General features: G+C 64.7%; 16 protein-coding genes. 8 read left to right on the forward strand and 8 right to left on the reverse strand.

The window, feature by feature from the left end; translation table 11 throughout:
- Positions 1-57 precede the first annotated feature (57 nt).
- Genes H6718_14380 through H6718_14395 form a run of 4 tightly spaced genes read left to right on the forward strand, consistent with a single transcriptional unit; the run spans position 58 to position 4,597 of the window.
- Entirely contained in the window at positions 58-1,902 is a 1,845-nt protein-coding gene (locus H6718_14380; GenBank protein MCB9586583.1) for an alpha/beta fold hydrolase, read from the forward strand.
- A 36-nt stretch (positions 1,903-1,938) separates the two neighbouring features.
- Positions 1,939-2,412 carry a hypothetical protein gene (locus H6718_14385; GenBank protein MCB9586584.1) on the forward strand — a complete coding sequence of 158 codons (474 nt, stop codon included), beginning with the start codon at positions 1,939-1,941 and terminating at the stop codon, positions 2,410-2,412.
- On the forward strand, positions 2,409-3,512 hold the full coding sequence (locus tag H6718_14390) for a hypothetical protein (GenBank protein ID MCB9586585.1): 1,104 nt from the start codon (positions 2,409-2,411) through the stop codon (positions 3,510-3,512). The genes H6718_14385 and H6718_14390 overlap by 4 nt, the downstream gene beginning before the upstream one ends.
- 32 nt (positions 3,513-3,544) lie before the next feature.
- Positions 3,545-4,597 (forward strand): hypothetical protein, encoded by a 1,053-nt coding sequence (locus H6718_14395; protein ID MCB9586586.1) that lies wholly within the window; start codon positions 3,545-3,547, stop codon positions 4,595-4,597.
- A gap of 32 nt (positions 4,598-4,629) precedes the next feature.
- Here H6718_14395 and ttcA read toward each other — a convergent pair whose 3' ends face one another.
- The 3 genes from ttcA to H6718_14410 form a co-directional block, all read right to left on the reverse strand.
- Positions 4,630-5,469: a tRNA 2-thiocytidine(32) synthetase TtcA gene (ttcA, locus tag H6718_14400; protein MCB9586587.1), complete on the reverse strand. Its 840-nt coding sequence runs from the start codon at positions 5,467-5,469 to the stop codon at positions 4,630-4,632.
- 55 nt (positions 5,470-5,524) lie between these two features.
- On the reverse strand, positions 5,525-7,138 hold the full coding sequence (locus H6718_14405; protein ID MCB9586588.1) for a GMC family oxidoreductase N-terminal domain-containing protein: 1,614 nt from the start codon (positions 7,136-7,138) through the stop codon (positions 5,525-5,527).
- A gap of 525 nt (positions 7,139-7,663) precedes the next feature.
- Positions 7,664-9,160 carry an FAD-dependent oxidoreductase gene (locus H6718_14410; protein MCB9586589.1) on the reverse strand — a complete coding sequence of 499 codons (1,497 nt, stop codon included), beginning with the start codon at positions 9,158-9,160 and terminating at the stop codon, positions 7,664-7,666.
- A gap of 191 nt (positions 9,161-9,351) precedes the next feature.
- On the opposite strand from H6718_14410, the gene H6718_14415 reads away from it, so the two are divergent.
- Complete coding sequence (locus H6718_14415; GenBank protein ID MCB9586590.1) at positions 9,352-10,089, forward strand: sulfite exporter TauE/SafE family protein; 738 nt, start codon at positions 9,352-9,354, stop codon at positions 10,087-10,089.
- 52 nt (positions 10,090-10,141) lie between these two features.
- Here the strand turns inward: H6718_14415 and H6718_14420 are convergent, their stop codons facing one another.
- The 3 genes from H6718_14420 to H6718_14430 form a co-directional block, all read right to left on the reverse strand.
- Positions 10,142-11,353, reverse strand: coding sequence for a LysM peptidoglycan-binding domain-containing protein (locus tag H6718_14420; GenBank protein MCB9586591.1), 1,212 nt, complete (start codon positions 11,351-11,353; stop codon positions 10,142-10,144).
- Between the two features lie 148 nt (positions 11,354-11,501).
- Positions 11,502-12,635 carry an SUMF1/EgtB/PvdO family nonheme iron enzyme gene (locus tag H6718_14425; protein MCB9586592.1) on the reverse strand — a complete coding sequence of 378 codons (1,134 nt, stop codon included), beginning with the start codon at positions 12,633-12,635 and terminating at the stop codon, positions 11,502-11,504.
- A 263-nt stretch (positions 12,636-12,898) separates the two neighbouring features.
- Positions 12,899-14,176: a citrate synthase gene (locus H6718_14430; GenBank protein ID MCB9586593.1), complete on the reverse strand. Its 1,278-nt coding sequence runs from the start codon at positions 14,174-14,176 to the stop codon at positions 12,899-12,901.
- 495 nt (positions 14,177-14,671) lie between these two features.
- Here H6718_14430 and H6718_14435 point away from each other — a divergent pair, with 495 nt between their 5' ends.
- The 3 genes from H6718_14435 (at position 14,672) to H6718_14445 (ending at position 18,166) form a co-directional block, all read left to right on the forward strand.
- On the forward strand, positions 14,672-16,138 hold the full coding sequence (locus H6718_14435) for a protein kinase (protein MCB9586594.1): 1,467 nt from the start codon (positions 14,672-14,674) through the stop codon (positions 16,136-16,138).
- Positions 16,139-16,206: 68 nt separating this feature from the next.
- Positions 16,207-17,223, forward strand: coding sequence for a GTP-binding protein (locus H6718_14440; GenBank protein MCB9586595.1), 1,017 nt, complete (start codon positions 16,207-16,209; stop codon positions 17,221-17,223).
- Positions 17,224-17,302: 79 nt separating this feature from the next.
- Complete coding sequence (locus H6718_14445; GenBank protein ID MCB9586596.1) at positions 17,303-18,166, forward strand: hypothetical protein; 864 nt, start codon at positions 17,303-17,305, stop codon at positions 18,164-18,166.
- Here the strand turns inward: H6718_14445 and H6718_14450 are convergent.
- A complete protein-coding gene (locus tag H6718_14450; protein ID MCB9586597.1) occupies positions 18,148-20,580 on the reverse strand; it encodes a helicase in 2,433 nt (810 codons plus the stop codon). The genes H6718_14445 and H6718_14450 overlap by 19 nt on opposite strands.
- Positions 20,581-20,859: 279 nt before the next feature.
- A complete protein-coding gene (locus H6718_14455; protein ID MCB9586598.1) occupies positions 20,860-21,549 on the reverse strand; it encodes a hypothetical protein in 690 nt (229 codons plus the stop codon).
- Position 21,550 lies beyond the last annotated feature (1 nt).

A 21,550-nucleotide genomic window follows, 5' to 3' on the forward strand; every position in this document is an offset into this window, starting at 1 on the left:
AATTGCGGAAATAATTCTGCGAAAAGTAGGCGGCAAGAATCAGGAGTGAACCAGCACATGAACGAAACACCTCACCCCCAAACCCCTGACGTGATCCTCACCGGTGCGACGGGGCACATCGGGCGCTTCCTGTTACTCGAGCTCTTACGTCGAGGTCGCCGTGTCCTGGCGCTGGTCAGACATGCGGAGCGCCGGAAACACGAGCTCGCTGAATGGCTCGGGGAGCACTCGGTTGAGCCCGACGGACTCAGTGTCGGTGAGTTTTCACTCGAAGCCTGGGGAAGTGGCTGCGGTACGCTCGAGGGACTCCCTGTGGACGGGGTTCGTGATGTGTATCACCTCGCGGCGCGCTTCGCGTTTGGACTCGAGCGTGCGGATGCTCGATTAGCGAACGTGGACGCGAGCTTGCGTTTCCTTGAGGCAGCGTCCCGGTTGCCGAGGCTGAGGCGCTACCTCGTGGTTAGCGGTTACCGGGTGAGCGCCGAGAGCGATCACAGTGTGGAGGAGAACTACCGGCGTCTAGGAGCCTACGAGGCTTCCAAGATGGAGGAACACACGCGCTTGAGACAGCGCGCGAGTGAGCTCGGCGTGGCCCTCAACCTGGTGAATCCTTGTTCCGTCATCGGGGATACCGAGAGCGGCGAAACGCTGCAAACGACAGGAGCCGGCGAGGTCGTGCGCCAGTTGTTTAGCGGAAAGATGCCCGCGCAGGTTGGAAGTGAGCGGACTTTCGTGCCTCTGGTTGGGGTCGAGCACGTCGCGCGGTTCATGGCGGAGCTACCGCTGCACCGGGGTGTAGCGAATAGCGAGTTCTGGCTGTTGCACCCCGACGCGCCGAAGCTGTCGGAGCTGGTGGAGCGGATGGCAAAGACGCTCGGTGTCCCGGCTCCTCGGCTCCGCTTGCCGGTGGGCTTGGTACGCGCGCTCCCGCGAGGTTTGACCGGGGCGGAACCTGAGTCGCTCGGGTTTCTCTCCGAGGACCGCTACCCAACCGCGGCTGCTGATCGCTTGGCGGACGAGTGGGGCTTTTCACAGCCGGCGTTCGACGGCTTGGTCGACGCGTGGCTTGGCTATCTCGTGGGTACGCGCTTCTTGCGTCGGCGTGCTCGTGCGCCGCGTTTCGTCGCCACCCGCGCCGGACAGATCCTTGCGGAAGGAGGGCGAAGTAGCGATCTGGTTTTGCTTCACGGTCTACCGCTCGATGGCACCAGTTGGGACCCGCTGCTGCAGCGGCTTCAGCAGGACGCTTTGGTTGTCGATCTTCCAGGTCTCGGACGCTCCGGTGTCAGTTCTGATAAATTTGCGTATGGAAATTCTGAGTGGCTGGAGGATCTCGCCTTACCCACCCCCGTGCGGCTCGTGGGACACTCTCTCGGCTGCGCTGTTGCGCTAGACTATGCGCTTCGTCATCCGGGCGGAGTGAAGGAGGTACTGCTCGTTGCTCCGGCGTTCCTTGGAGGTCGCATGGACCCCTGGCTGCGAGTGCCACCCCTCGTGCAAGCGATGTTGCGCTGGTCTGGGAGAGGATCGCTCGTGCGTCAGCTCTTCAACGAGCAACGGCCAAGAGAGACGGAACAAGTGGTCGACGGGACCTTCGAGAGCCTCCAGCGGCCCCACGTTAGGCGTAGCGTTGCGCGAGGCCTGGCGTGGGCGGGTTCCCCCCGCGTCCGCGCACAGTCCTTGGACAAGCTCAGCCGTGTGGTGGCATCGGGGGTTTCCGTGCGTGTTCTTAGCGGTGAATTCGACCAACCAAGCGTCGACAAGCTGCCGCCTGGGGTCGAGCTCAAGGTCCTGAGCGGTCAGGGGCACTATCCGCAGCTCACGCGGCCGCAGGAGGTCGCGAGCTGGATCGGCCGGCCAGCGGTCAAAAGCTCCCATCCACGCGTTGCGCTGGCAGAGTAGCGGTTCGCTCGTGATAGGCTGCGCGCGGAGGAAATGATGTCGTCGTACCTACCTCGGGAGTCCTTTCTCGCCATCGCCGCCGTGGTTGCCGCGGACGGCTTGCTCAAAAAGGACGAGTCCGCCGCGCTCTCCCATGCGCTCCAGGCTTACGGTTTGGGGGCAGAGGACGTCGCGGCGGTCGAAGCCGCGGCCGCGAAAGGCATCGATCTCGCGGAGCTGGATCTGGGCGCGCTAGACGGATGGCAACAGGCGCTGACCTACGCGGTGGCGACCTGGCTTGCTCAGGTCGATGGCGTGGTGAACACGCAAGAACTCAGCACCTTGCGTCAGCTTGGCGATCAGCTTGGATTGCCGCGCCCGAAGCTCGAGGCCGCGCGTTCCGCAGCGTTCGATATCGCTGCGCTGCCCAAGGCGCAGCGGCCGGACAAGTATGACTTCAGCGGTATCGAAGAGCGCCTGGCAGAGAAGCTGCCGGCCCTGAAGCGGGCGTCACTTCCCCCAAGCACGTGAGATCCATTCTCAGCCCCCGACGCACGGTGACTCCCCTCAGCACCGGGCTGGTGCGTGGCGTGGCGGCGATACTGGCGTTCGCGCTGGTCATCCCGCCCGTGGCCGCGCAGCCGGGTGACACTGCTGATGGCACGAGTGCCGAGGACGCCGCAGTTGCGGAGGCTCGCGATCGTTTTCGCGCGGCAACTGAACTCGAGCGCGCTGAGCGCTGGAGTGAGGCTGCGGCGGAACTCAGGGCAGCGCTCGAACAGAAAGAGACACCCGGACTGCGTTTTCACCTGGCCTACTGCGAGGAGCACCAAGGTCACTACGTCGAGGCGCTGGCCAACTATCGGCGGGCCAAGGCGTTGATCGACGCCGGCGCGGCGGCCGATGACGTCGCGGAGCTGGTGGGGCCGGCGCTCGAACGCGTGGGTACCCAGGTTGCGCTGTTCGAGGTGGTGCTGAAAACCCAAGCCGAGAGGGTTCAGGTGCGCGTCGACGGTCGCGCGGTGGAGCTCGGGTCAACCGTCGAGCTGAATCCAGGGCCCCATCAGCTCGAGGTATACGCGCCTGGCTATGAGGGCCTGAAGCGCCGCATCAACCTGAGCCCGGGTACATTGCGCCTTCCGGTTTCGCTGCGGCGGGAGCACGTGGAGGCCGCGGCCGAACCCCCTCCGGAGCCAGTCGAGCCCCCCCCGCAAGCGCCAGTTTTGCGTGTGGAAACGCAGGGGATCTCGGCCAAGACCTGGGCGCTCGTCGTTGAGTCTGTCGTCCTCGGAGGGGCGATCGCCGCAGGGATTGGGCTGAGTCTGCAGGCGGACCGGGCGAACGAGAACGCCGACCTGACACGCGCCGATTTGCGACGTGTGGGCGCCGATTGTCAGAAGGCGACTGGGGCGATCCTCAAGGAGTGCGCGGCGCTGAGGAATTTCGAGCGGAGCGCAGACGACGCGGAGCTCTTTTCCACGATGGCTTTCGTTGGTGCGGGCGTCACCGCAACCGCGCTGATCGTGACGGCGTTGGTGTGGCCCAACAGGCAGCCGCCAAAGGCCGCCAGGACTGTCATTCCAGTTGGGCCGCGGTCCAGCTTGGGCTTGAGCGGCGCGTTTGAGTTCTAGCGAGCGTCCATCAAGGATGGTAAAAGCTGACCATGGCGTCAGGTAACATCCGCGGCCTGAGGGGTGGCGCGCTGGGCTTGATCGTGTGTCTTAGCGTGCTTGGGTGTTCCGACGCCGAAGAGCCGAACGACCCAGCGCTCGGTGAGCCGGATCTTGCGTACGCCTTTGCCAAGCAGACTATCGATGCTGGGTACGAGGACGACGGGACCTGCATGTCCTGGACTCTCGGCAATGACGAGGAGCTTTGGGTCCACCGCGTCGACGGTTTCAACGACGGCGGCTGGCACCACTCGAACTGGTTCTTCGTGGATGACGCCACCTATGACGGTCCCGACGGTGCGTGGCCCTGCAAGGATCGGGATTTCGATACGGTAAAGGCTGGGCTCGCCGGAGGTGTGTTCTTCGCTCAGAGCACCCAAGCCAAACACGACATTCAGGACTTCCCGGACGGGGCCGCTTTCCGTGTGCCGCCGCATTCGCGCGTCGTCGGGCAAGTGCACCTGCTCAACACCACCCCCAGCGCCATCGAGACCGGCTTCCGCTTCGAGGTTCGGACAATCCCTGCGGAATCCGTTACTGAGAAGCTCCACCCTGTCAGCATGACGAATTTGCTGCTGGAGATCCCTCCGCGCAGCAAATCGCGCTTCGATCTCGCCTGTGAGTTCGAGCCCGCGTTCCAGGAGAAACTCGGCGTAGCGCCAAGCTTCGACATCTTCTACGTGCTGCCCCACTACCACGCACTAGGTGCCGGACTGCGCCTGGGCTTGATCGGGGGAGAGCGCGACGGAGAGACGATTTTCGAGACCCATGGTGGCGTTGGGACGCCCCTTGGCGCGAAGCTCGATCCGCCGAAGCACTTCGATGGCGCTACTGGGTTCGAGCTGAGCTGCGAATACGACAATCCTCGGGACGAGACCGTTGGTTACGGGATCGGCGACCAGGAGATGTGCGTGTTCTTGGCCTTCACCAACAGCCCGTTGACGCTCGCGGCAACGAGCTTGGGAAAGAACATGGACGGTGGCATGGAGAACGGCATGCCGGTCTTCGATTCGCCGTGTGTCCCGGTCGCGGTCCAGCAGGACTAGCCTCAAACGCACCCACGGGCGCGGACGTGGCGCTAGCCGCGCAGAATGGGGAGCGCACGATGGCTCCGCGCGGCAGCGCTATGCGCCGGGGCAGCTTTGCCGTCGTGTCCGGGCTGTGCGTCCAAGCGCACTAGCCGCTGGTCCAGTAGGTGAGTCGGGCTGACGTTTTTCAGCGCGTGGAGCATCACCGATCTGAGATCCGGATGTCGCGCTTCGAGGGTGGTGATGAGCTTCGCCATCTCTTCGCGTTGCAGCCCACTCTGGGAGCCGCACAGGTTACAGGGGAGGATCGGAAAGGCGCGGCGTTCGGCGTACTGGACGATGCTCTGCTCGTCGCACTCGATGAGCGGGCGAATGACCTCGAATCGTCCATCATCCGTGCGGTAACGCGCCGGCATGGCTTGAAGTCGCCCGCTGAAGAAGAGATTCATCAATAGCGTTTCGATGGCGTCATCCCGATGATGTCCAAGGGCTATCTTGTTGCAGCCAAGGCGCTCTGCCGCCGTGTACAAGATGCCGCGGCGAAGCCGCGAGCACATCGAGCAATATGTACTGCCCTCGGGGACGCGCTCTTTGACCACCGAGTAGGTGTCTTCGCAGAGGATCTCGAACGGCGCGCCACGCTCGCGCAGCCACGCGACCAGCGGCGCGCCGTCGTACCCGGGCTGCTGCTGATCCAAGTGCACGCCGATCAGTTCGCACTCCGGCAGTACGGGTCGGAGCTGCAGCAAGAGGTCGAACAACGTGTAGCTGTCCTTGCCGCCTGAAAGGGCCACCATCACGCGGTCGCCTGGCGCGAGCAGCTCGAACTCGCGGATGGTCTGCTGCAGCTGACGCGTCAGGCGCTTGCCGGCGTTCTCGGGGTTTGCCACGCGCTCGGTGTAGCGCGACCCGACCGCGATGGGTCGCCCAAGCGACGGCTCGCTACTAGTTTGCCGCGCTCTTCAGCAGATCTGCTGCTTTTTCGCCGATCAGGATGCAAGGAGCGTTGGTGTTGCCGCCTGTGATCGAGGGCATGATCGACGCATCGGCGATTCGTAGTCCCTCGATCCCGCGCACCCGCAGCAGTGGATCGACGACGGCGCGCTCGTCGACGCCCATACGAGCCGTCCCCACCGGGTGATAGACGGTGCAGATCCGGTTCGGGACCTCCCGGCGCAGCGCGTCGCGCTCGAAGAACTTTTCGCCGGGCTCGAGCTCACCCTGCAGCTCTTTCGCGATGTGCTTGCTGTTCATGATTTCCCGGGTCAGCTCGATCCCCTTGATCAAGAACTCCAAGTCGTCCGGTTCCGCGAGGTAATTAGGGTCGATGTGAGGCGCAGCCAGCGGGTCCTTCGATACGAGGCGCATCTCGCCGCGGCTCTTCGGATAGATGAGCGTTGGCATCACCGTGAGGGAAGGGCGCTTGTCCACCTGGGGAACTCCCGGGGCGTCCTGATTCGGCGCCGGGTACGCCCAGGGCAAGCTATGCAGCTGAAGATCCGGCAGGCGATTGCTCGGATCGGTCTTCACGAAGGCTGCGCCCTCGAAGACCGTCTTGCCGAACCAGGTGTTGCCGGAGAGGTACTCTTTCAGCATCCCTCCCAAGAAGTAGAACGGCGTGCCTCGGTGCCCGCCGCTCGGCGCGAGGTAGACCAAGGGGAAGAACAGGTGGTCGTGCAGGTTCTGCCCGACTGGCAAGTCGGCGCGCACGTGGATACCGAGCTCGTTCAAGTGTGCAGCGGGACCGATGCCGCTCAACATCAGGATTTGCGCCGTGCCGATCACGCCAGCGCTGAGCACGATCTCCTGGGCGGCGCTGGCGACGCGCTCCTGACCGTTCACGCTGTAAACCACGCGGCGCGCGCGGCTGCCATCGAACTCCAAGCGGAGCACCGTCGCCCCACTTTCTATGTGGAAATTCTTGCGCTGCTTGTGTGGCTCTAGGTAGCCTTCGGAGGTGCTGTAGCGTAGCCCGTCTTTGGCAGACATCTGGTAAATCGAGGCGCCCTCTTGGCTCTCGCCGTTGTAGTCATCGAGAAAAGGTACGTTGCAGACGTCCTTCACCGCCTCGATGAACGCCTCCGACACCGGACGCAGCTGATCGCGCTTGGTTACCTTGATGGGGCCACCGCTGCCCCGGTACTCATTCGCGCCGTCTTCGTAGTCCTCGAGTCGCTTGTAGAGCGGAAGGACGTCGTCGAAGCCCCAGCCTTCGCAGCCTTCAGCGGCCCAGTCATCGTAGTTTTGACGGTTTCCGCGCACATACAGCATGCCATTGATGGCGCTCGAACCCCCGAGCACCTTTCCGCGCGTATACGGGATGCGGCGGCCAAGGGCGTGCTTCTGAGGCGCGGTGTAGTAACCCCAATCGAACTTCTTCTTTACCTGGGGCACCGTGTGAACGATCGAGATCATTCCGGGTTTGGTGCAGAACTGAGTGCGGTCCGAGCCCCCCGCTTCGAGCAGCAGCACTCGCACCGAAGGATCTTCGCTCAGGCGGCTCGCGACGACACAACCCGCCGATCCCGCTCCAACCACGATGTAGTCGTACTCGCTCACGATGCTCCTTCGAACCGACCGCGTCGGTAGAACGTGTTCTAGCGGAGCCTACACGCCTTCGGACTGGACGGGTCAGCAATACCCCAGGGATCGCCGAACCCCGAGACGCGGAAGGACGCGCACTCCTCGAGAAAAAATGAGCACCCCGGGAGGGGGGAAGTCCTTTGGAGCCGCGTATCACACACGAAATTCAGCGCCGATCAGCTTGGCGCAGCCGGCGAACCCCTCGCACGGCAACGAACTTCGGCGGCGGGCTCACGCCCGCTGCTTGCCCTGGGCGGCATCTGGGGAGGCGTCGCTCAGGGCTCTTTTTCTCTCCACCCTGCGGGGTGATTCCGCGCTTCGAGCGAAACCAAAGACCGCGCGCTGCGCGAGGAACTGGGCCTACGGCCCTGGGTGGCATCTGGGGAGGCGTCGCCCAGGGCCCTTTTTTTGCTGAGCATTGGCCCACGGCGCGCTCGCGATCCGCGCCACACAAGACGCTTCTTGTATTGGGGGTGAGGGCAGCCGGCCTCCGGCGTGGACTCAGCCAGCTGCCGCTCTGCGTCCCGCCAGGCGACCAAAGAATGTCGCTCCACCGATGCTCATCCCGCTTGAGTAGCCCGCAGCGGATCGGGGCAAGCCCGCGGTGGTGCGGCCCGCTGCGTACAAGCCGCGGATGACGTGCTTGTCTGCGCTGAGCACCTCACCCGTGGGCAGTGTGTCTAGGCCGCCCATCGTGAAGCCCGGAATGATTGCCTTTCCGACCGAGAGGTCGAGAGCCGCGAAGGGACCGTTCACCAAAGGCTTCAGGTAGTTCTTTGCCTTGTGGAATAGCGGGTCTTCACCGCGTTCGGCGGCTCGATTGTAGTAGCCAACGGTGTGGGTGAGGGAACCTTCCGGTAGCTCGAGAGACCGCTCTAGCTCTTCGATGCTCTCTTCGGCGGCCTTGATCTGCATCCCGGCGATGGGTCGACCAAAGCACTCGTTGTCGAGGATCAGGTACGCCACGCCCCCGCTTTGCTGGAGGACGTACTCACCGGTTCGACCGTGGTACGCGTCTTCGTTGATGAAGCGCTGGCCCTGGGCGTTCACGATGATGCCGCTGACGAGCTTGCTCGGCGGATAGAACGGCACGGAAACGAAGCCTTCGCCCATGCAGAGCGTTCCGGCGCCGACTCCAAGGCCCATGAGGATCCCTGCGCCGTCGTCGCCTGGGTTCCCGATCTGGATGTTGACGTTCAGGAGCTTCGGCACATGCCGCGCGACCAGCTCGCGGTTCATGATGAAGCCCCCCGCGCAGAGGATGACGCCTTTGCTCGCTTTGACGTAGCGAGGCTCCCCAAGCTGCTTGTAGTAAACGCCCATCACGGCGCCGGATTCATCGACCACGAGTGTCTGCGCTCGCGCGTTCTCTTGGATGTTCGCGCCGAGGGTCTTCACTCGTGCGATCAGCGTCTCCATGATCACGCGTCCCGCGCTGCCCTCGACCTTGGGCTTGTGTCCTCGAGGTGCTGCCCTCGCTGTGCGGTCGAACGGCCAGACGTTTTCGTTGCCGGAGTAGAGCAGGCAGTCATCCGTGACGGGTTCAGTGGTCTTCTTCGGGTAGTAGCTGCGCTTGAACTCGATGCCCTGTGCTTCGAACCAGGCGAAGTGCTCCAGGCTCTGCTCCACATAGAGGCGGCACTTTTCGGCATCCGGGTTGGGACCGCTCGCCATCAGGAGGTACTTCAGCATTTCCGCAGGGTCATCCTCGAAGCCGCACGCCTGCTGCACCGGCGTGCCTCCCCCGAAGTAGATGATCCCGCCGCTTTGCGCGGTGGATCCGCCCCCTTCGCTTGCGCGCTCGAGGATCAACACGTTGGCGCCGGCTTCGCACGCCTCGATCGCGGCGGCGGCCCCGGCCCCACCCAGACCCACGATGACCACGTCTGCTTCGTGATCCCAGTGGGGGACTTGGCTTTCGTGGAGCGGACGTGTTGGGCGAGTTCCAGTGTCTTCAGCCGCAGGTTGGTACGTCGATTCGTAACTTGCTTCCGCCATTTGACTCACTCCGCTCCCTCTCCACCCCTGTAGAACGTGTTCTATTTGGGGTCAACGAATGGGGAAATCCCAAGGGTTTGTGTGCCTGGGGGCTGAGACCGGAGTGGGGGAGTGGGACGCGACGGCGGGCTACGTGGTAGAGGCGAACGCCCTTGAACGGTGCGCCTCGGCGCGGCCGACCCGACTCCCTGATGGATTGGATCCTCCTCGCCTTCGCCCTGATCGTCTGCCTGAGCTACGGCGTTCAGACCATCACGGGCTTTGGCAGCATGCTGCTCTGCTTGACGCTGGGCGCGCAGCTCATGCCCATCGATCGCGTCCTGAACCTCGCGGTGCCGATCAGCCTGCTGCAGACGGGTTACATCGTCGCGCGCTACCACCGACAGATCGATTGGCGTCTGTTGCTGTCCCGCATCGTGCCGGCCATGGCTGTCGGGATGCTGATGGGCTTCTGGATCGCGGCGCGGGCGCCGGATGCCAGCCTCAAGCGGGTGCTCGGTGCATTGGTGCTGATCTTGGCCGTGAAGGAACTCTGGCAGCGATTGCGGCACGCCCAGACCTCGAGTCGGCCGTTGCCCGGTCCGGTGGTCCTCGGCGTAATGACTGCGGCGGGCGTGGTGCACGGTATCTTCGCCACCGGTGGACCGCTCCTGGTCTATGCGACGAGTCGCCTCAACCTGAACAAGCACGCGTTTCGGGCGACCCTGACGGCGGTCTGGCTGACGCTCAACAGCGTGCTGCTCGTGCGTTTCGTCAGCGCCGGTCGCATCGACGGGGAAGTGCTCGGGAGCCTACTCTGGTTGGTCCCGGCCGTGCCCACAGGCATTTTCCTGGGGGAAAAATTACACGCAAAGATCGACGAGCGCCGTTTTCAGCTAGCTGTCTACGGCCTGCTCGTCGTCGCCGCCCTAGTGCTCCTGGTGCGGTGACTCGCTCCGACTGTCCGCGGCGGAGAACGACGGAGCAAAACCCCGCGGCACGCTAGTCCAGCGAACGAGGATCGGGGCCTTTGCCGATGTATGAGTAGCGCGGGGGCTGACCGGGGCCGGAGTGGTCCACCCAGTAGGTCTTGGCGCCGCGCACGTCGAAGTGCACGAAGCTCGAGTTAGGGTAGTAGCCCACGCCGACGAGGTCGTAGCGGAGCAGGTAGTCGCGCAGGACTTGGTTCGGGACGCCCGGGATCGAGAAGTCGATGGCGTGGCCGAGCGCGTGTCGAGACGCCTTGGCGTAGCTCCGGGTGCGATGCCCGCTCACGACGCGGATCGGACGGCCTCCGAAGGTGTCGCTTACTTCAGCGAGCAGCTTGATCAGGCGAGGGTGGATGCCGCCCTCGAGATCCGCAGCGTCGAGCACCCGCGAGATCTCCTTGCGCGCATTCCCGTTGATTCCGCCCTTGGGGCTCGTCACGTAGCCCTTCCACGAACCCGCGAAGCCGATCAACGTCACGTAGCCGCGCTTGGCCGGGCGGCGCCGATAGTCCTTCCAGCTCTCCTTGCCGCGCCGCGACTTCCGCGAGGAACCATCGTCTGCGTCAGCTCGGGACGCGCGGTCGCTGCGGTCCTTGGGTGACTCGAGACCCGGCACGCGTCCAGCGTCTCGGGCCTTGCGCGCCGCTTCGCCGTTTTCATCGTCGCGCTCGGGGATGACCAGCTTTTGGCCCGGCTGAATCACCGTGCCGCGAGTGATGTCGTTCGCGTAGGTGAGCGCGGCAACGCTCACATGATAGCGCTTGGCAATCGAGCCGAGGCGCTGGCCTTTACCGATGGTGTGGACCTTCCAGGAGGACTTGCGCCGCGAACTCTTGCGGCGTGACGCCTTGCGCCGCTCCGCTTTGCGATCTGACTTCGCGCGGTCTGCCTTCGCACGTTGCGCCTTGCGGGATGGTTTGTCGCCTCTGTCGGATTTGGCGTCATCATCCTTCGGCGCGCTGTTCTTGGCGCGCTTGGCCGCCTCCTCGGCGGACTCACCCTTCTCCGGGATGACGAGCTTCTGCCCGGGCTGGATGGTGTCCTTGCGGGTGATGCCGTTTGCGGCACACAGGGCGTCGATGCTGACGTTGTAGCGCTTCGCAATCGAGCCCAGGCGCTGGCCCTTGTACACGGTGTGGTAGCGCTCCTTCGCTGAAGCGCTTCCAGCGCTCAGGCATAGGCTCACTCCCAACAGGCACACCGACAACCAACGCACGACCGACACGGGGCCAAAGACTGAACCCCAGTTGGCCTCGCGTCCAGCCACAAACCGCCACACTTTTGCGGGTTTGACCGCGAAAAGTGGCGGGCGCCTCGTCAGATGCAGCCGAAAACTGCGGCAGTCTGTCGCAGATCGCCAGACGTGGCGCTGATCAGTCCTTTTCGGAGCTGAGCGCGGCGGTGCGTTGACCGGTCGGCGACTCGCCGTTCCCCTTGGCGGTCGGTGCCTTCTCTCCGGTCTCCAGCGCTGCAGACTCGGACTGGCTCTCGCCGTCGCCTGTGGAAGCCGCCTTCGCCGGTTGGTCGGCATCGGAGCAGCAACGGAAGCCAACCTCGTAGCCGATGTACGTCTCTCCGTGGCTCTGCACGATGGGGCGGCAGCGGTTGCGTACCGGGCCCCACCAGCCGCCCTTCACCGCGGAGCGCTTGCCGGGGCTCTTCCAGGGCATGCTCACCCACTCGTTCACGTTCCCGTTCATGTCGTAGACGCCAAACGGGGACACACACTCTTCCCGAGAGCCGGACGGCTCTCGGCCATCCAGGCGATCCATTTCCGCCTTGCAGGTGGCGTTCAACTCGCACTGGGTGCGCGGCAACATTTCCTTGCGGCGCTTGTGCCACGGCTTGTCGATGTTGCACTTCTTGTCGTCGCGCTCGAAGCCCGTGGCGTGGGGGCGCATGTCTTCACCTTCGCAGGCGAAGTTGAACTCGCTCTCCGTGCAAAGCCGTTTCCCTACGGCATTGCACATGCGAGCGGCGTCCTCCCAGCTCGTCAAGGTGTAGGGGATTTCGCCCTTCTTGTTTGGCCACTCATAGCGGTCCACGCAGTAGCGCATCTTGCGGCGCGGCTTCGTGTCCTTGCACTCCACGACCGGCGAGTACTTCTTGCAGCGGTCTTTGTCCGGCGAGCCTTCGACGTCCATCACGTACTCGAGGCAGGTGTGCTGGACATTGCGGCAGTACTCGCCGCTCACCAGCACCATGTTCTCGGGGCAGGCGTTCGCGTCGTCCGCCGCTGCGCTGGCCGGGCTGGTGTCCGCCTCGGGTTCTGCCTCGTCAGGCGCGTCGCTCTCCTGGGGCTCGGCGACGGTTGCCAGGGGGGCCGGCTTGGACTTCTTCTTGTGCTTGCGCTTCGCCTTCGGCTTGGGCTTTGCGGCGGTGTTGGCGGCCACTGGGGCCGCTTCACGTTGAGGTTCTTGGCGTTCTTCGATCAGCCGACAGCCCACGAGGCTGATGGCCAAGCCGACCGAGCTGAAACACAGGCTGAAGCGGAGCGCGCGGCGCATACTCCAGCGCTTAGCCAGCACTGGGAGGCTTGGCCCAGTTTTTCGCCCAGGCGAAACGCTTCGATCCCGGCGGAAAGCACTGGAAACACGCCGCGCCTCACCCCCTGATCATGAAGCGTTTGCATAAGCGCTTACAGAGCTGACGGGCGCGCTGTGTTGCCCGTTCGCGCCGCGCTGCGATGTTGCTCGTTCACGGCTTCAAATGGCGAAAGCCCGCTCGATTGAGCGGGCTTTCTGCTGCTGCCTTGTGTTGTTCGGAGGGCCTAGAGGGCCTTGGTTCCCCAGTCCTCGAACTCGCGCTCCGTCTCGCCCATGTAGATCTGGCGCGGGCGGTGGATGCGGTAGCCCTCGGGATCGTTGCGCTGCTCCATCCAGTGGGCGATCCAGCCGGGGAGGCGACCCAGCACGAACATCACGGTGAACATTTCCGTGGGGATCCCCATCGCGCGGTAGATGATGCCGCTGTAGAAGTCGACGTTGGGGTAGAGCTTGCGCTTGATGAAGTACTCGTCGCTGAGCGCGCGCTCCTCGAGCTTCTTCGCTAGGTCGAGCAGCGGATCGTGGATGCCCATGCGCTCGAAAATCGCGTCCGCCTGTTCCTTGAGGAGCTTCGCGCGCGGGTCGAAGTTCTTGTAGACGCGGTGGCCGAAGCCCATCAGGCGGGTGTTGGGGTCGCCGGTCTTCACCTTCTCGAGGAAGCCGTCGCAGTCGCCGCCCGCCGCCTGAATGTTGTCGAGCATCTCGATCACGGCCTGATTGGCGCCGCCGTGACGCGGACCCCAGAGGCCACAAATCGCTGCGGAAATTGAGGCAAACAGGTTTGCTTCGCTGCTGCCGACCATGCGCATGGTCGAGGTGCTGCAGTTCTGCTCGTGATCCGCGTGAAGGATCAAGAGCATGTTCATCGCGTCCTCGTAGACCTTCGGGACTTCGTAGTCCTCGGCAGGTACCGCGAACATCATGCGCAGGAAGTTCGAGGGCCAGCTCAGATCGTTGCGCGGGTAGATGAAGGGGTGGCCGATGGACTTCTTGAAGGCGAAGGCGGCCAGCGTCTTGCTCTTGGCGAGCACGCGGATGATGTTGCGATCCAGCTCCTCTTCCGTGTCCGGGTAGAAGGTGGAGAGGCTCGCGACCATCGCGGCCATGATCGCCATCGGATGTGCGCCCGACGCGTACCCCTCGTAGAACTTCTTCATGTCCTCGTGGAGCAGCGTGTGCTTCGTCATGCGCTCACGGAACGTGGCGAGCTCTTCCTTGTTCGGGCGATGCCCGTAGATCAGCAGGTAGCAGACCTCGGTGAAGCGAGCGCGCGTGGCGACCTGCTCGATGGGGTAACCCCGGTAGCGCAGGATGCCTTTTTCACCATCGATGAAGGTGACGCTGCTCTTGCAAGACGCGGTGTTTCCGTAGCCGGGGTCCAGCGTCACCAAGCCGCTGACTTTGCGCAGGGCCTGGATGTCGACGCCTAGCTCTCCCTCCGTGCCTTCCAGGACTGGAAGCTCGTACTCCTTACCGTCGTAGATCAGCTTTGCGGTGCTCATAGTCTCCTCGATTACCCCCCGCTTGATGCGGCTCCAGCCTCAGTCTGTGTGCCCCTCGGAGCGCTCAGTGTGGCTCTCAGACGGTCAGCCACGGGCCGAAGTAAGGGTCCGTATACACGCTCCGAGGGGAGGTAGGAAACCGCGAGCCGGCAGCCCGTAAATTGGCGCTAGGACGCACGGTTTTGACTGGCCGTGAAGCGCCGTGGCCGCTCAAGATCGCCGGCGATTCAGCGTTCCAGACCCTGCCGCAGGAGCGTCAGCCACCGCGGGCGACCTGCATTATTCGTGACACTGAGTGTCGCTATGGCTCAGGAAGGGAGCTCGCTTCTGCGAGGCATGGGTCGGCTGGCCGTCGTAGAAACACTCGGGCGTTTTCTCGCGGGAAAAGCCGCGTGCGTTCCCACGGGAGTCAGGTACTCGGCCTAAAACGTTTCCGCGCGACGTCGCAAAGCGTTTGCGAGTGCTCTGCTTCGCCTTCACGCTTTCTGCCGACTTATGGCAGCAGCACCGGACCAGTCCCGGCGCCGGTGGGGGCGGTACGAGGAGATCTGCGAGATCGCCAGCGGTGGCATGGCGACGGTTCACCTCGCTCGTAACCTCGACACCCAGCGCCTCGCCGCGGTGAAGTCGCTGCATCCGCATTTGATGGCTGACGACGACGTCGTTCAGAACTTCATCGATGAGAACCACATCGTCTCGCGGATCTGCCACCCCAATGTGGTCCCCGTGCTCGAAGTCGCGCAGAACGACGCGGGCTACTACCAGGCGATGGAGTACGTTGACGGCGCTCCGCTGGGAAAGCTGTTGGTGTTCTGTATCCGCGGGGGAAGCTGGCTCTCGATCGAAGCGTGCGCGCGCGTTGCCATCGACACCCTCGAGGGGTTGGATGCTGCTCACCAGCTGAAGAACAACGCAGGCGAGCTGACGGGCGTCGTGCATCGGGATGTTGGGCCAGCGAACATCCTGGTCGATGTCTTCGGGATGGCGCGAGTCATCGATTTCGGCGTGGCCACGATGGCGGTGCGCTACACGGCTCCTGGTAGCGATAACATCAAGGGGCGCCTGGCCTACATGGCGCCCGAGCAGGCGAAGACCCCGAAGGACGTGGATCGTCGCGCCGACCTGTTTTCGGTCGGTGTCGTGCTGTGGGAGCTGCTCGCCGCGAGGCGCTTGTTCAAAGGCAAGAGCGAGCACGAGACGCTGCAGAACCTACTGAGCCAGGAGATCCCATCGCTCGGCTTGATCCGCGAGGATGTAGAGCCCGAGCTCGAGGCGCTCGTGGCAAGGGCGCTCGATCGCGACCCCGAGCAGCGCTTTCAGACCGCTCGGGAGTTCATCGAGGCGCTGAACGAAGCCGTCGCGGTCGAGTCGGTTGATACACGCAAAGAGCTGGGTCAACTCGTAGTGGACGCCTTTGGAGAAGAGCTTGCTGAGCGCCGACAGAGCGCGCTTCAGGCGACGCAGGCGGAGGCTCAAGTTCCGGCGTGGACCGAGCTCAGCAGCATCGCTCCACCTGCGATGGTGGCAAGCATCGCGCCGCCTCGCGCGCAGCTCAGCTCGCCGCCGCCCCCGCGCAAGAATCGCTGGCCGTGGCTGTTAGCAGCGCTGCTGTTCGGAGGCCTTGGGTTCACGCTCTGGCGCACGCAGGGCGTTGATGCGCCTGCACAAGCCAAAGAGCCCAGCGTTTCACTGGTGATGGCGAGCGCGACGCCTGCGGCTGAGGTGGGGCAAACGCCAGAGCCCGCACCGCCAGTCGAGAGCAAGCCGCCCGTGACGCCCGATCCCGCAGCCGTATCTGAAGCCGCAGCCGCAGCCGAGCCAGCTGCGCCAGCGGAAACGGCAGCGCCAGCGGAGACGGCGGCGCCCAAGGGGCCCGCGGTCGCGCCGGGGTACCGCTGGACACCTCCCAAAGCCAAGCGGCCGGCGCCCAGCGACGTCGATCTCACGAACCCCTACCGCTAGGCTCCGAATTCGAGCTCCGCCGCTCCAGTTTAGCCGCCCCAGCCCAGCCGCACGGGTAACCGCCGCCAGTGACTGAACAGCAAACAGCCGCGAAGACCCGCTCCCGCAGGCCAATGTCCGCGGTGCTCTTGTGTGGCTTTCTGGGGTCGGGCAAGACGACGCTCCTGAATCGTATCCTTGCGGAATCCCACGATCTCCCCACTGCGGTGCTGGTCAATGACTTCGGCGACGTGAGCATCGACGCCCGATTGATCGTCGACGTCCAGGCGGACACCATCGTGCTCGACAACGGATGCATTTGCTGCTCCGTACGGGGGGATCTGCTGGGGGCGTTGGAACGCCTGATTCACGCGCCTCCCGAGGAGCGCGTCGAACGTGTGTTGATTGAGGCCAGCGGGATCGCCGATCCGCGCTCGGTGCTGTCGACCTTCGTGGCGCTGGACAAGGCGTCTACCCTCGCACTCGATGGCGTCGTGGCGCTGGTGGACGCGAGCGAGCTGGCTGACCTCAGCCTGAACGATCTGAGCCTCGTGCGCGATCAGCTCGACCAGTCCGATCTGGTCGTGGTGAACAAGCTCGATCTCGCGACCCCTGAGCAGCTCGCGCGTTGCCGTGAGGAAGTCAGGCGGTTCGCCCCGCGCGCTGCGGTGTTCGAGACCAGCCGGGCGGAGGTGCCCCTCGCGTTGGTGCTGGGACTGAGTGCGCACCCGCGCCAAGCCACGCTCAAGAGCGTAGACCACGGTCTCGAGTTCGAGAGCTTGCACTTTCACTTCGAGCGGCCGTTGTTGCTCGAACGGGTGCGTGAGTTGTGTGTTGACCTGCCTCAGGGCGTCTACCGCGCAAAAGGTGTGCTGTGGCTGCGGGACTTGCCGGAGCATCAGGTGATCCTCCAGGTGGTTGGCCGCCGCGCCCGCGTCGACCGTGGGGCACCCTGGGGTGACCTCGAACCCGCCAGCGACATCGTGCTGATTGGCCGGCGTGGCAGCTTCGATGCAGCGTCCCTCGAGGGGCGTTTCGCCCGCTGTGCAGAACCGGCGGAACCAAAAGGCCTGCTCCAAGCGTTTGGAGCTTGGTGGCAGCGCTAGGCTTCACTCACCGCCCGCATGACCCGCAGAAGCTCTCCCCAGTGACCAAGAGATGACGACGCCAGGGGTCCAAGGGCCGATGCGCAGTTTTCACGAGAGCCTGGTGTTGCGCGCTGGGCGCCTCGTAGGTCTGACGCTCGCGCTGGGATTTTTGGGGGTGAGTTGCGCCGCTTCCCAAACGCCGCCCAGCGTGGAGATCCGCGTCCAGGAAGCCGAACCCACGGCAGAGGTGGAGCCCGACGTCGGACAGCGCCAGCCGCCTCCTGGGGGCGCGTGGTGGACGGCGCCGAGCCCCTGCGAAGACGGCGCTGAAGCGGTCCCCGTGGCGGAGGCGCCAGAGTTCAATGCCTTCGGTTGCAGGCTCCCGGACGGGACCCCCCACGGTTGGTTCACGAGCTGGTACGAGAACCAGCGCTTGCGCCGCCACGGCCACTACGACCACGGCGCCATGGATCGCACTTGGTACCAGTGGCGCCCCTCCGGCGAGCTCGCGCGCCAGGATGAGTACCTCGCGGACAAGCTCCACGGGCGCTCACGCACCTGGGGACCACGAGGCGTGCTGCTCTCCGACTGCAAGCATGAACACGGGGTGTCTCAAGGTTTCTGTGCGGAATTTTACACGAGCGGCGCGCCGCTGCGTCAGTTCTGGTACTCCGCTGGGGTGCAACATGGCGAATTCGAGAGCTTTTTTCCCAATGGCTCGACCCAGGAGAAGGGCAGCTACGTGAACGGCATGCGCGACGGTGAGTGGCTCTTGTGTGACGAGAAGAGCTGCAGGCGCGGTGCGTTCGTGGGCGGGGTCGAGACCGGGATCTGGACCGAAGAGGATCCCGAAGGCGTGACCCTGAGCACGGAGGACTACAGCGTGGCGGGGCAACGGACTCGCATCGACTATTGCCAGGGCCATCCCTGCAAGCGAACTGTCTATGTTTGGCGCCCCTGACCCGGGGTCGAGCTATCGGCGCTGCTTGAGGCTGCTGACGCTTTGGAACGCGGGGTGCGTTGCTTTGGCGGTCGACCCCGAGAACGCGGGCGCTTGGCGGCGCGCCCTCGCTGCCAGCGTTTGCCGTGGCGATCCAGCGCTCGATACCCCAGCGCGCTGAGCAGCTGCGGTAGCTCTTGCTTGGGGAGTCCAAGCCACTGGCAGAGCTCGACGGGCAACGCAAAGCCGTCGGCTCCGGCGCTGCTGGCGACCCCACGCAGGTGGCGAAGCAACCGCTCGTATAGATCCACGCGGATATAGTAGGAGCCCAGACGCGGGAAGCCCAGTTGCCGCAACGCGTGCTCCGGTGCACCGCCAGGGGCGAGGCGGACAGCGCCGGCGGGGAGCTGGGGCAGCTTGTGCGCCAGAGACAGCCAGGCGCGGCGGTGGGCGAGGGCGCGCTGACCTTGGAGGGACGCGAGGTAGACGAAGCGCTCTCCGAAGACGACTCCCAACCCCTCGAGCAGCGCGCGCTCGCCCGGCGCGAGCAGCGAGAGCTGCTCGCGGGCGCGGCGCGTGTCCACACAGCCTAGCTCCTGCTCGAGTTGATAGACCAAGCCTCGACCCGGCGCTCCGAGCTCGCCGCGCCCCGCCGCGCGGAGTTGCGCAAAGTGGACATCGATGAGCGACCTCACGAACTGTCCTAGCTCTTGCAGCAGCTGGCGATCTTGCCGGAGCTCTGGGGCGAGGCGCACGCCCGGACCCAGCAATTCCGCGCCAGGCGTGAGCGCGCCCAGCAGCGTGGGCTCTGCAGTGTCCCGCAGCAGGATTTGGCCGTCCTCTGAGAGATCAAGCTCAGCGCGGTGTGCGATCACGCGTTCGAGCAGCGTCTGCCGCGTCGCTTTCGGCTGCTTGGCGGTGAGGCGATCTTTCAGGGCCTGGAGGCTCGCGAAGGGATGGCTGCCGCTGGCTGGCTCATCATTGCCTTGCGGTAATGCTTGTGCTGCTCCACGACCAAGTGAGGCGCGCTCAGCACGCGCTCCGTCTACCGGCGGGGCGTGCGAGCCGTCTCCGGTGTGGGCGTCCATGAAGGCCTTGTTGCGGTCAACGAAGCGGAGCACCAGCGCCTGGTGGAGTGCGTCACTCAGGTGGTCTTCGATTTCTCGAGTGCGGGCCTGCCAGTGGGCTGCATCTTTCACCCATGCGCGATGGTGCGTGACGTAAGTCCAAGTCCGCACGAACGCGATGCGTGCGAGGATCGCTTCGATGTCCCCCTTCGGATCGTCGAGGCGCTCGACGCGATTCGCCAGCCAGTCCGTGCCGAGGCGCGTGCCGTGAGCCCGCAGCTGTCCGTAGATCGCCTCGAGCAGCACGAGATGCTGCTCGAACAGCACCTTCCGGTAGTCGGGGATTTGCGCGACCTGCCACAGAAGCTCTACTGCCTCTTGGCCCGTTGCCAGATCAGCGACACTTGGCAACGCCGCGAGCCGCTCCAGCGCCTGCTGGTCCTCCGCCTGATCCATGCGCCGGAGGCGCGGGGAGGGGGCTGGCGCTCGCAGTGAGTCGAGCAGCGCCTCCAGACTATGGAACTCGAGCTCCGGGTTTCGCCACCAAAGCTGTTTTTCTCTGGGGAAATGGTGGGTCTCTAGTGCTTGGACCACCTCGAAGGGCAGCTCTGGCTCGGGCGCGAGGGTGCCAAACGTGCCGTCTTGCAGGTGGCGACCGGCGCGACCGGCGATCTGTCCGAGCTCCGAGAGCTCCAAATGCCTCGACTTCTGGCCATCGAACTTGCGCACGTCAGCGAAGGCGACGTGGTTGATCGAGAGGTTGAGCCCCATGCCGATGGCGTCCGTTGCTACCAGGTAGTCGACGTCGCCCGACTGATAGAGCGCCACCTGAGCGTTGCGCGCTCGCGGCGACAGCGCGCCGAGCACCACCGCCGCGCCGCCCTTGCGCCTGCGGACGCGCTCTGCGAGCTCGTAGACGCGGGCGGCCGTGAAGGCGACTACGGCGCTGCCAGCCTTGAGCTGGCCAAGCCGCGCCTGGCCTGCGCCCCGTAGCTCCGAGAGCCGCGGGTGGCGGCGGATGCGCGCCGTCGGCACCAGCTCGCTCACCAGGTGCTCGACGCTCTGGGAGCCAAGAAACCAAGTCTCGCTGCGCCCACGGCGATAGAGCAGCCGGTCGGTGAAGGTGTGTCCGCGCTGGGGGTGCGCCGCGAGCTGGATCTCGTCGACGCCGACGAAGTCCACCTCCAAGTCGAGGGGCATGGCCTCCACCGTGCACACGAAGTAGCGGGCCGTCGTGGGCACGCGCTTCTCCTCGCCGGTGATCAGCGCTACTTCGTCGAAGCCCACGCGATCGGCGATCTTGTCGTAGACCTCACGTGCGAGGAGCCTCAAGGGAAACCCCAACATGCCGCTGTCGTGGGACAGCATGCGCTCCACGGCCCGATGCGTCTTCCCTGTGTTGGTTGGTCCGAGGAGCGCGGTGATGCGGGAGCTGATGCTAGCCGCAGTGCGCGGCGCGGTGGGACGAGCCACGCACGGACTCTACAACGCGCTTGGCAGCGCGCCCGCGGGAATCGTTGCTCGGCGCCTTCCGAGCGCTCCTCTCCCCCAACAAAAAGAGTTGGGTCGCGCTCCTTCACACCACGAAGTCAAAGTGAAGTCTCGCGACCCAGGCCGGGCGTGGAGGCGCCCGGTAAGTTGCGTTGATTAGCGCGCTGCGAGCTCCGCGGGCGCGAGCCACTGGTACTGCTCGCGCACTTGGATCCCGCGTTTTCCGAAGTTCATCACGCTGAGCTTGGCGTTGTAGCGCTTGTAGGCGAACTCAACGCCGCTGCGTGAATACGCGGTTGCGAGCTCAGCGGTTACCGGTTTGACGCCGCTCTGCTTGGTAGCAGGGCCGACGTCTCGAGAAAGCGCTTGCTTACGCTGCTCGAAGTACGCCACCGCCGCCTGAGGAGCGAGGGTACTGAAGGCGTCCAGCGCCACCAGGCGACCTTCGGTATCGAACTGGGCGTAGACGTCTGACACCTGCGCAGCTGCGTCAAATCCCTCGCACTTCAGCGCTGCTTGGCTCGCGGTCTCCTTGCACGAGGCGTGGTGCTTCGCCGCGAAGGCCTGTACGTCGTCTCGAGTCGCTTTCCCTAGGGAAAATGAGAGCGCGGGCGTCGTGCGGGCTTCAGCGTTCGCGTCCGCCAAATGCTTCTGCAAAGTTTGGGTGCGGTATGCCTCGATTGCGGCTGCATCTGCCTGACCCTCCAGCGCAGGGCAGCCCGGTGCGCCCTGCAGCCAGCCCAGCAGCGGCCGACCGGCTTTGGTGTGAGCAAAGCCGATCAAGCCAACCCCCAGCGCGCAGGTGACGCTGCTCGTCACCAGCGCGCGTTTGAGCCAGCGCCGCATC

The sequence above is a fragment of the Polyangiaceae bacterium genome, from assembly GCA_020633205.1.
GTDB lineage: Bacteria > Myxococcota_A > Polyangia > Polyangiales > Polyangiaceae > JAHBVY01.

What these genes read in the sequence shown, in the direction of transcription:
- H6718_14380 (MCB9586583.1), top strand. Translation starts at nt 58, where the DNA reads ATGAACGAAACACCTCACCCCCAAACCCCTGACGTGATCCTCACCGGT.
- H6718_14385 (MCB9586584.1), top strand. Translation starts at nt 1,939, where the DNA reads ATGTCGTCGTACCTACCTCGGGAGTCCTTTCTCGCCATCGCCGCCGTG.
- H6718_14395 (MCB9586586.1), top strand. Translation starts at nt 3,545, where the DNA reads ATGGCGTCAGGTAACATCCGCGGCCTGAGGGGTGGCGCGCTGGGCTTG.
- H6718_14410 (MCB9586589.1), bottom strand. Translation starts at nt 9,160, where the DNA reads ATGGCGGAAGCAAGTTACGAATCGACGTACCAACCTGCGGCTGAAGAC.
- H6718_14415 (MCB9586590.1), top strand. Translation starts at nt 9,352, where the DNA reads ATGGATTGGATCCTCCTCGCCTTCGCCCTGATCGTCTGCCTGAGCTAC.
- H6718_14425 (MCB9586592.1), bottom strand. Translation starts at nt 12,635, where the DNA reads ATGCGCCGCGCGCTCCGCTTCAGCCTGTGTTTCAGCTCGGTCGGCTTG.
- H6718_14430 (MCB9586593.1), bottom strand. Translation starts at nt 14,176, where the DNA reads ATGAGCACCGCAAAGCTGATCTACGACGGTAAGGAGTACGAGCTTCCA.
- H6718_14435 (MCB9586594.1), top strand. Translation starts at nt 14,672, where the DNA reads ATGGCAGCAGCACCGGACCAGTCCCGGCGCCGGTGGGGGCGGTACGAG.
- H6718_14445 (MCB9586596.1), top strand. Translation starts at nt 17,303, where the DNA reads ATGCGCAGTTTTCACGAGAGCCTGGTGTTGCGCGCTGGGCGCCTCGTA.
- H6718_14450 (MCB9586597.1), bottom strand. Translation starts at nt 20,580, where the DNA reads ATGCTGTCCCACGACAGCGGCATGTTGGGGTTTCCCTTGAGGCTCCTC.
- H6718_14455 (MCB9586598.1), bottom strand. Translation starts at nt 21,549, where the DNA reads ATGCGGCGCTGGCTCAAACGCGCGCTGGTGACGAGCAGCGTCACCTGC.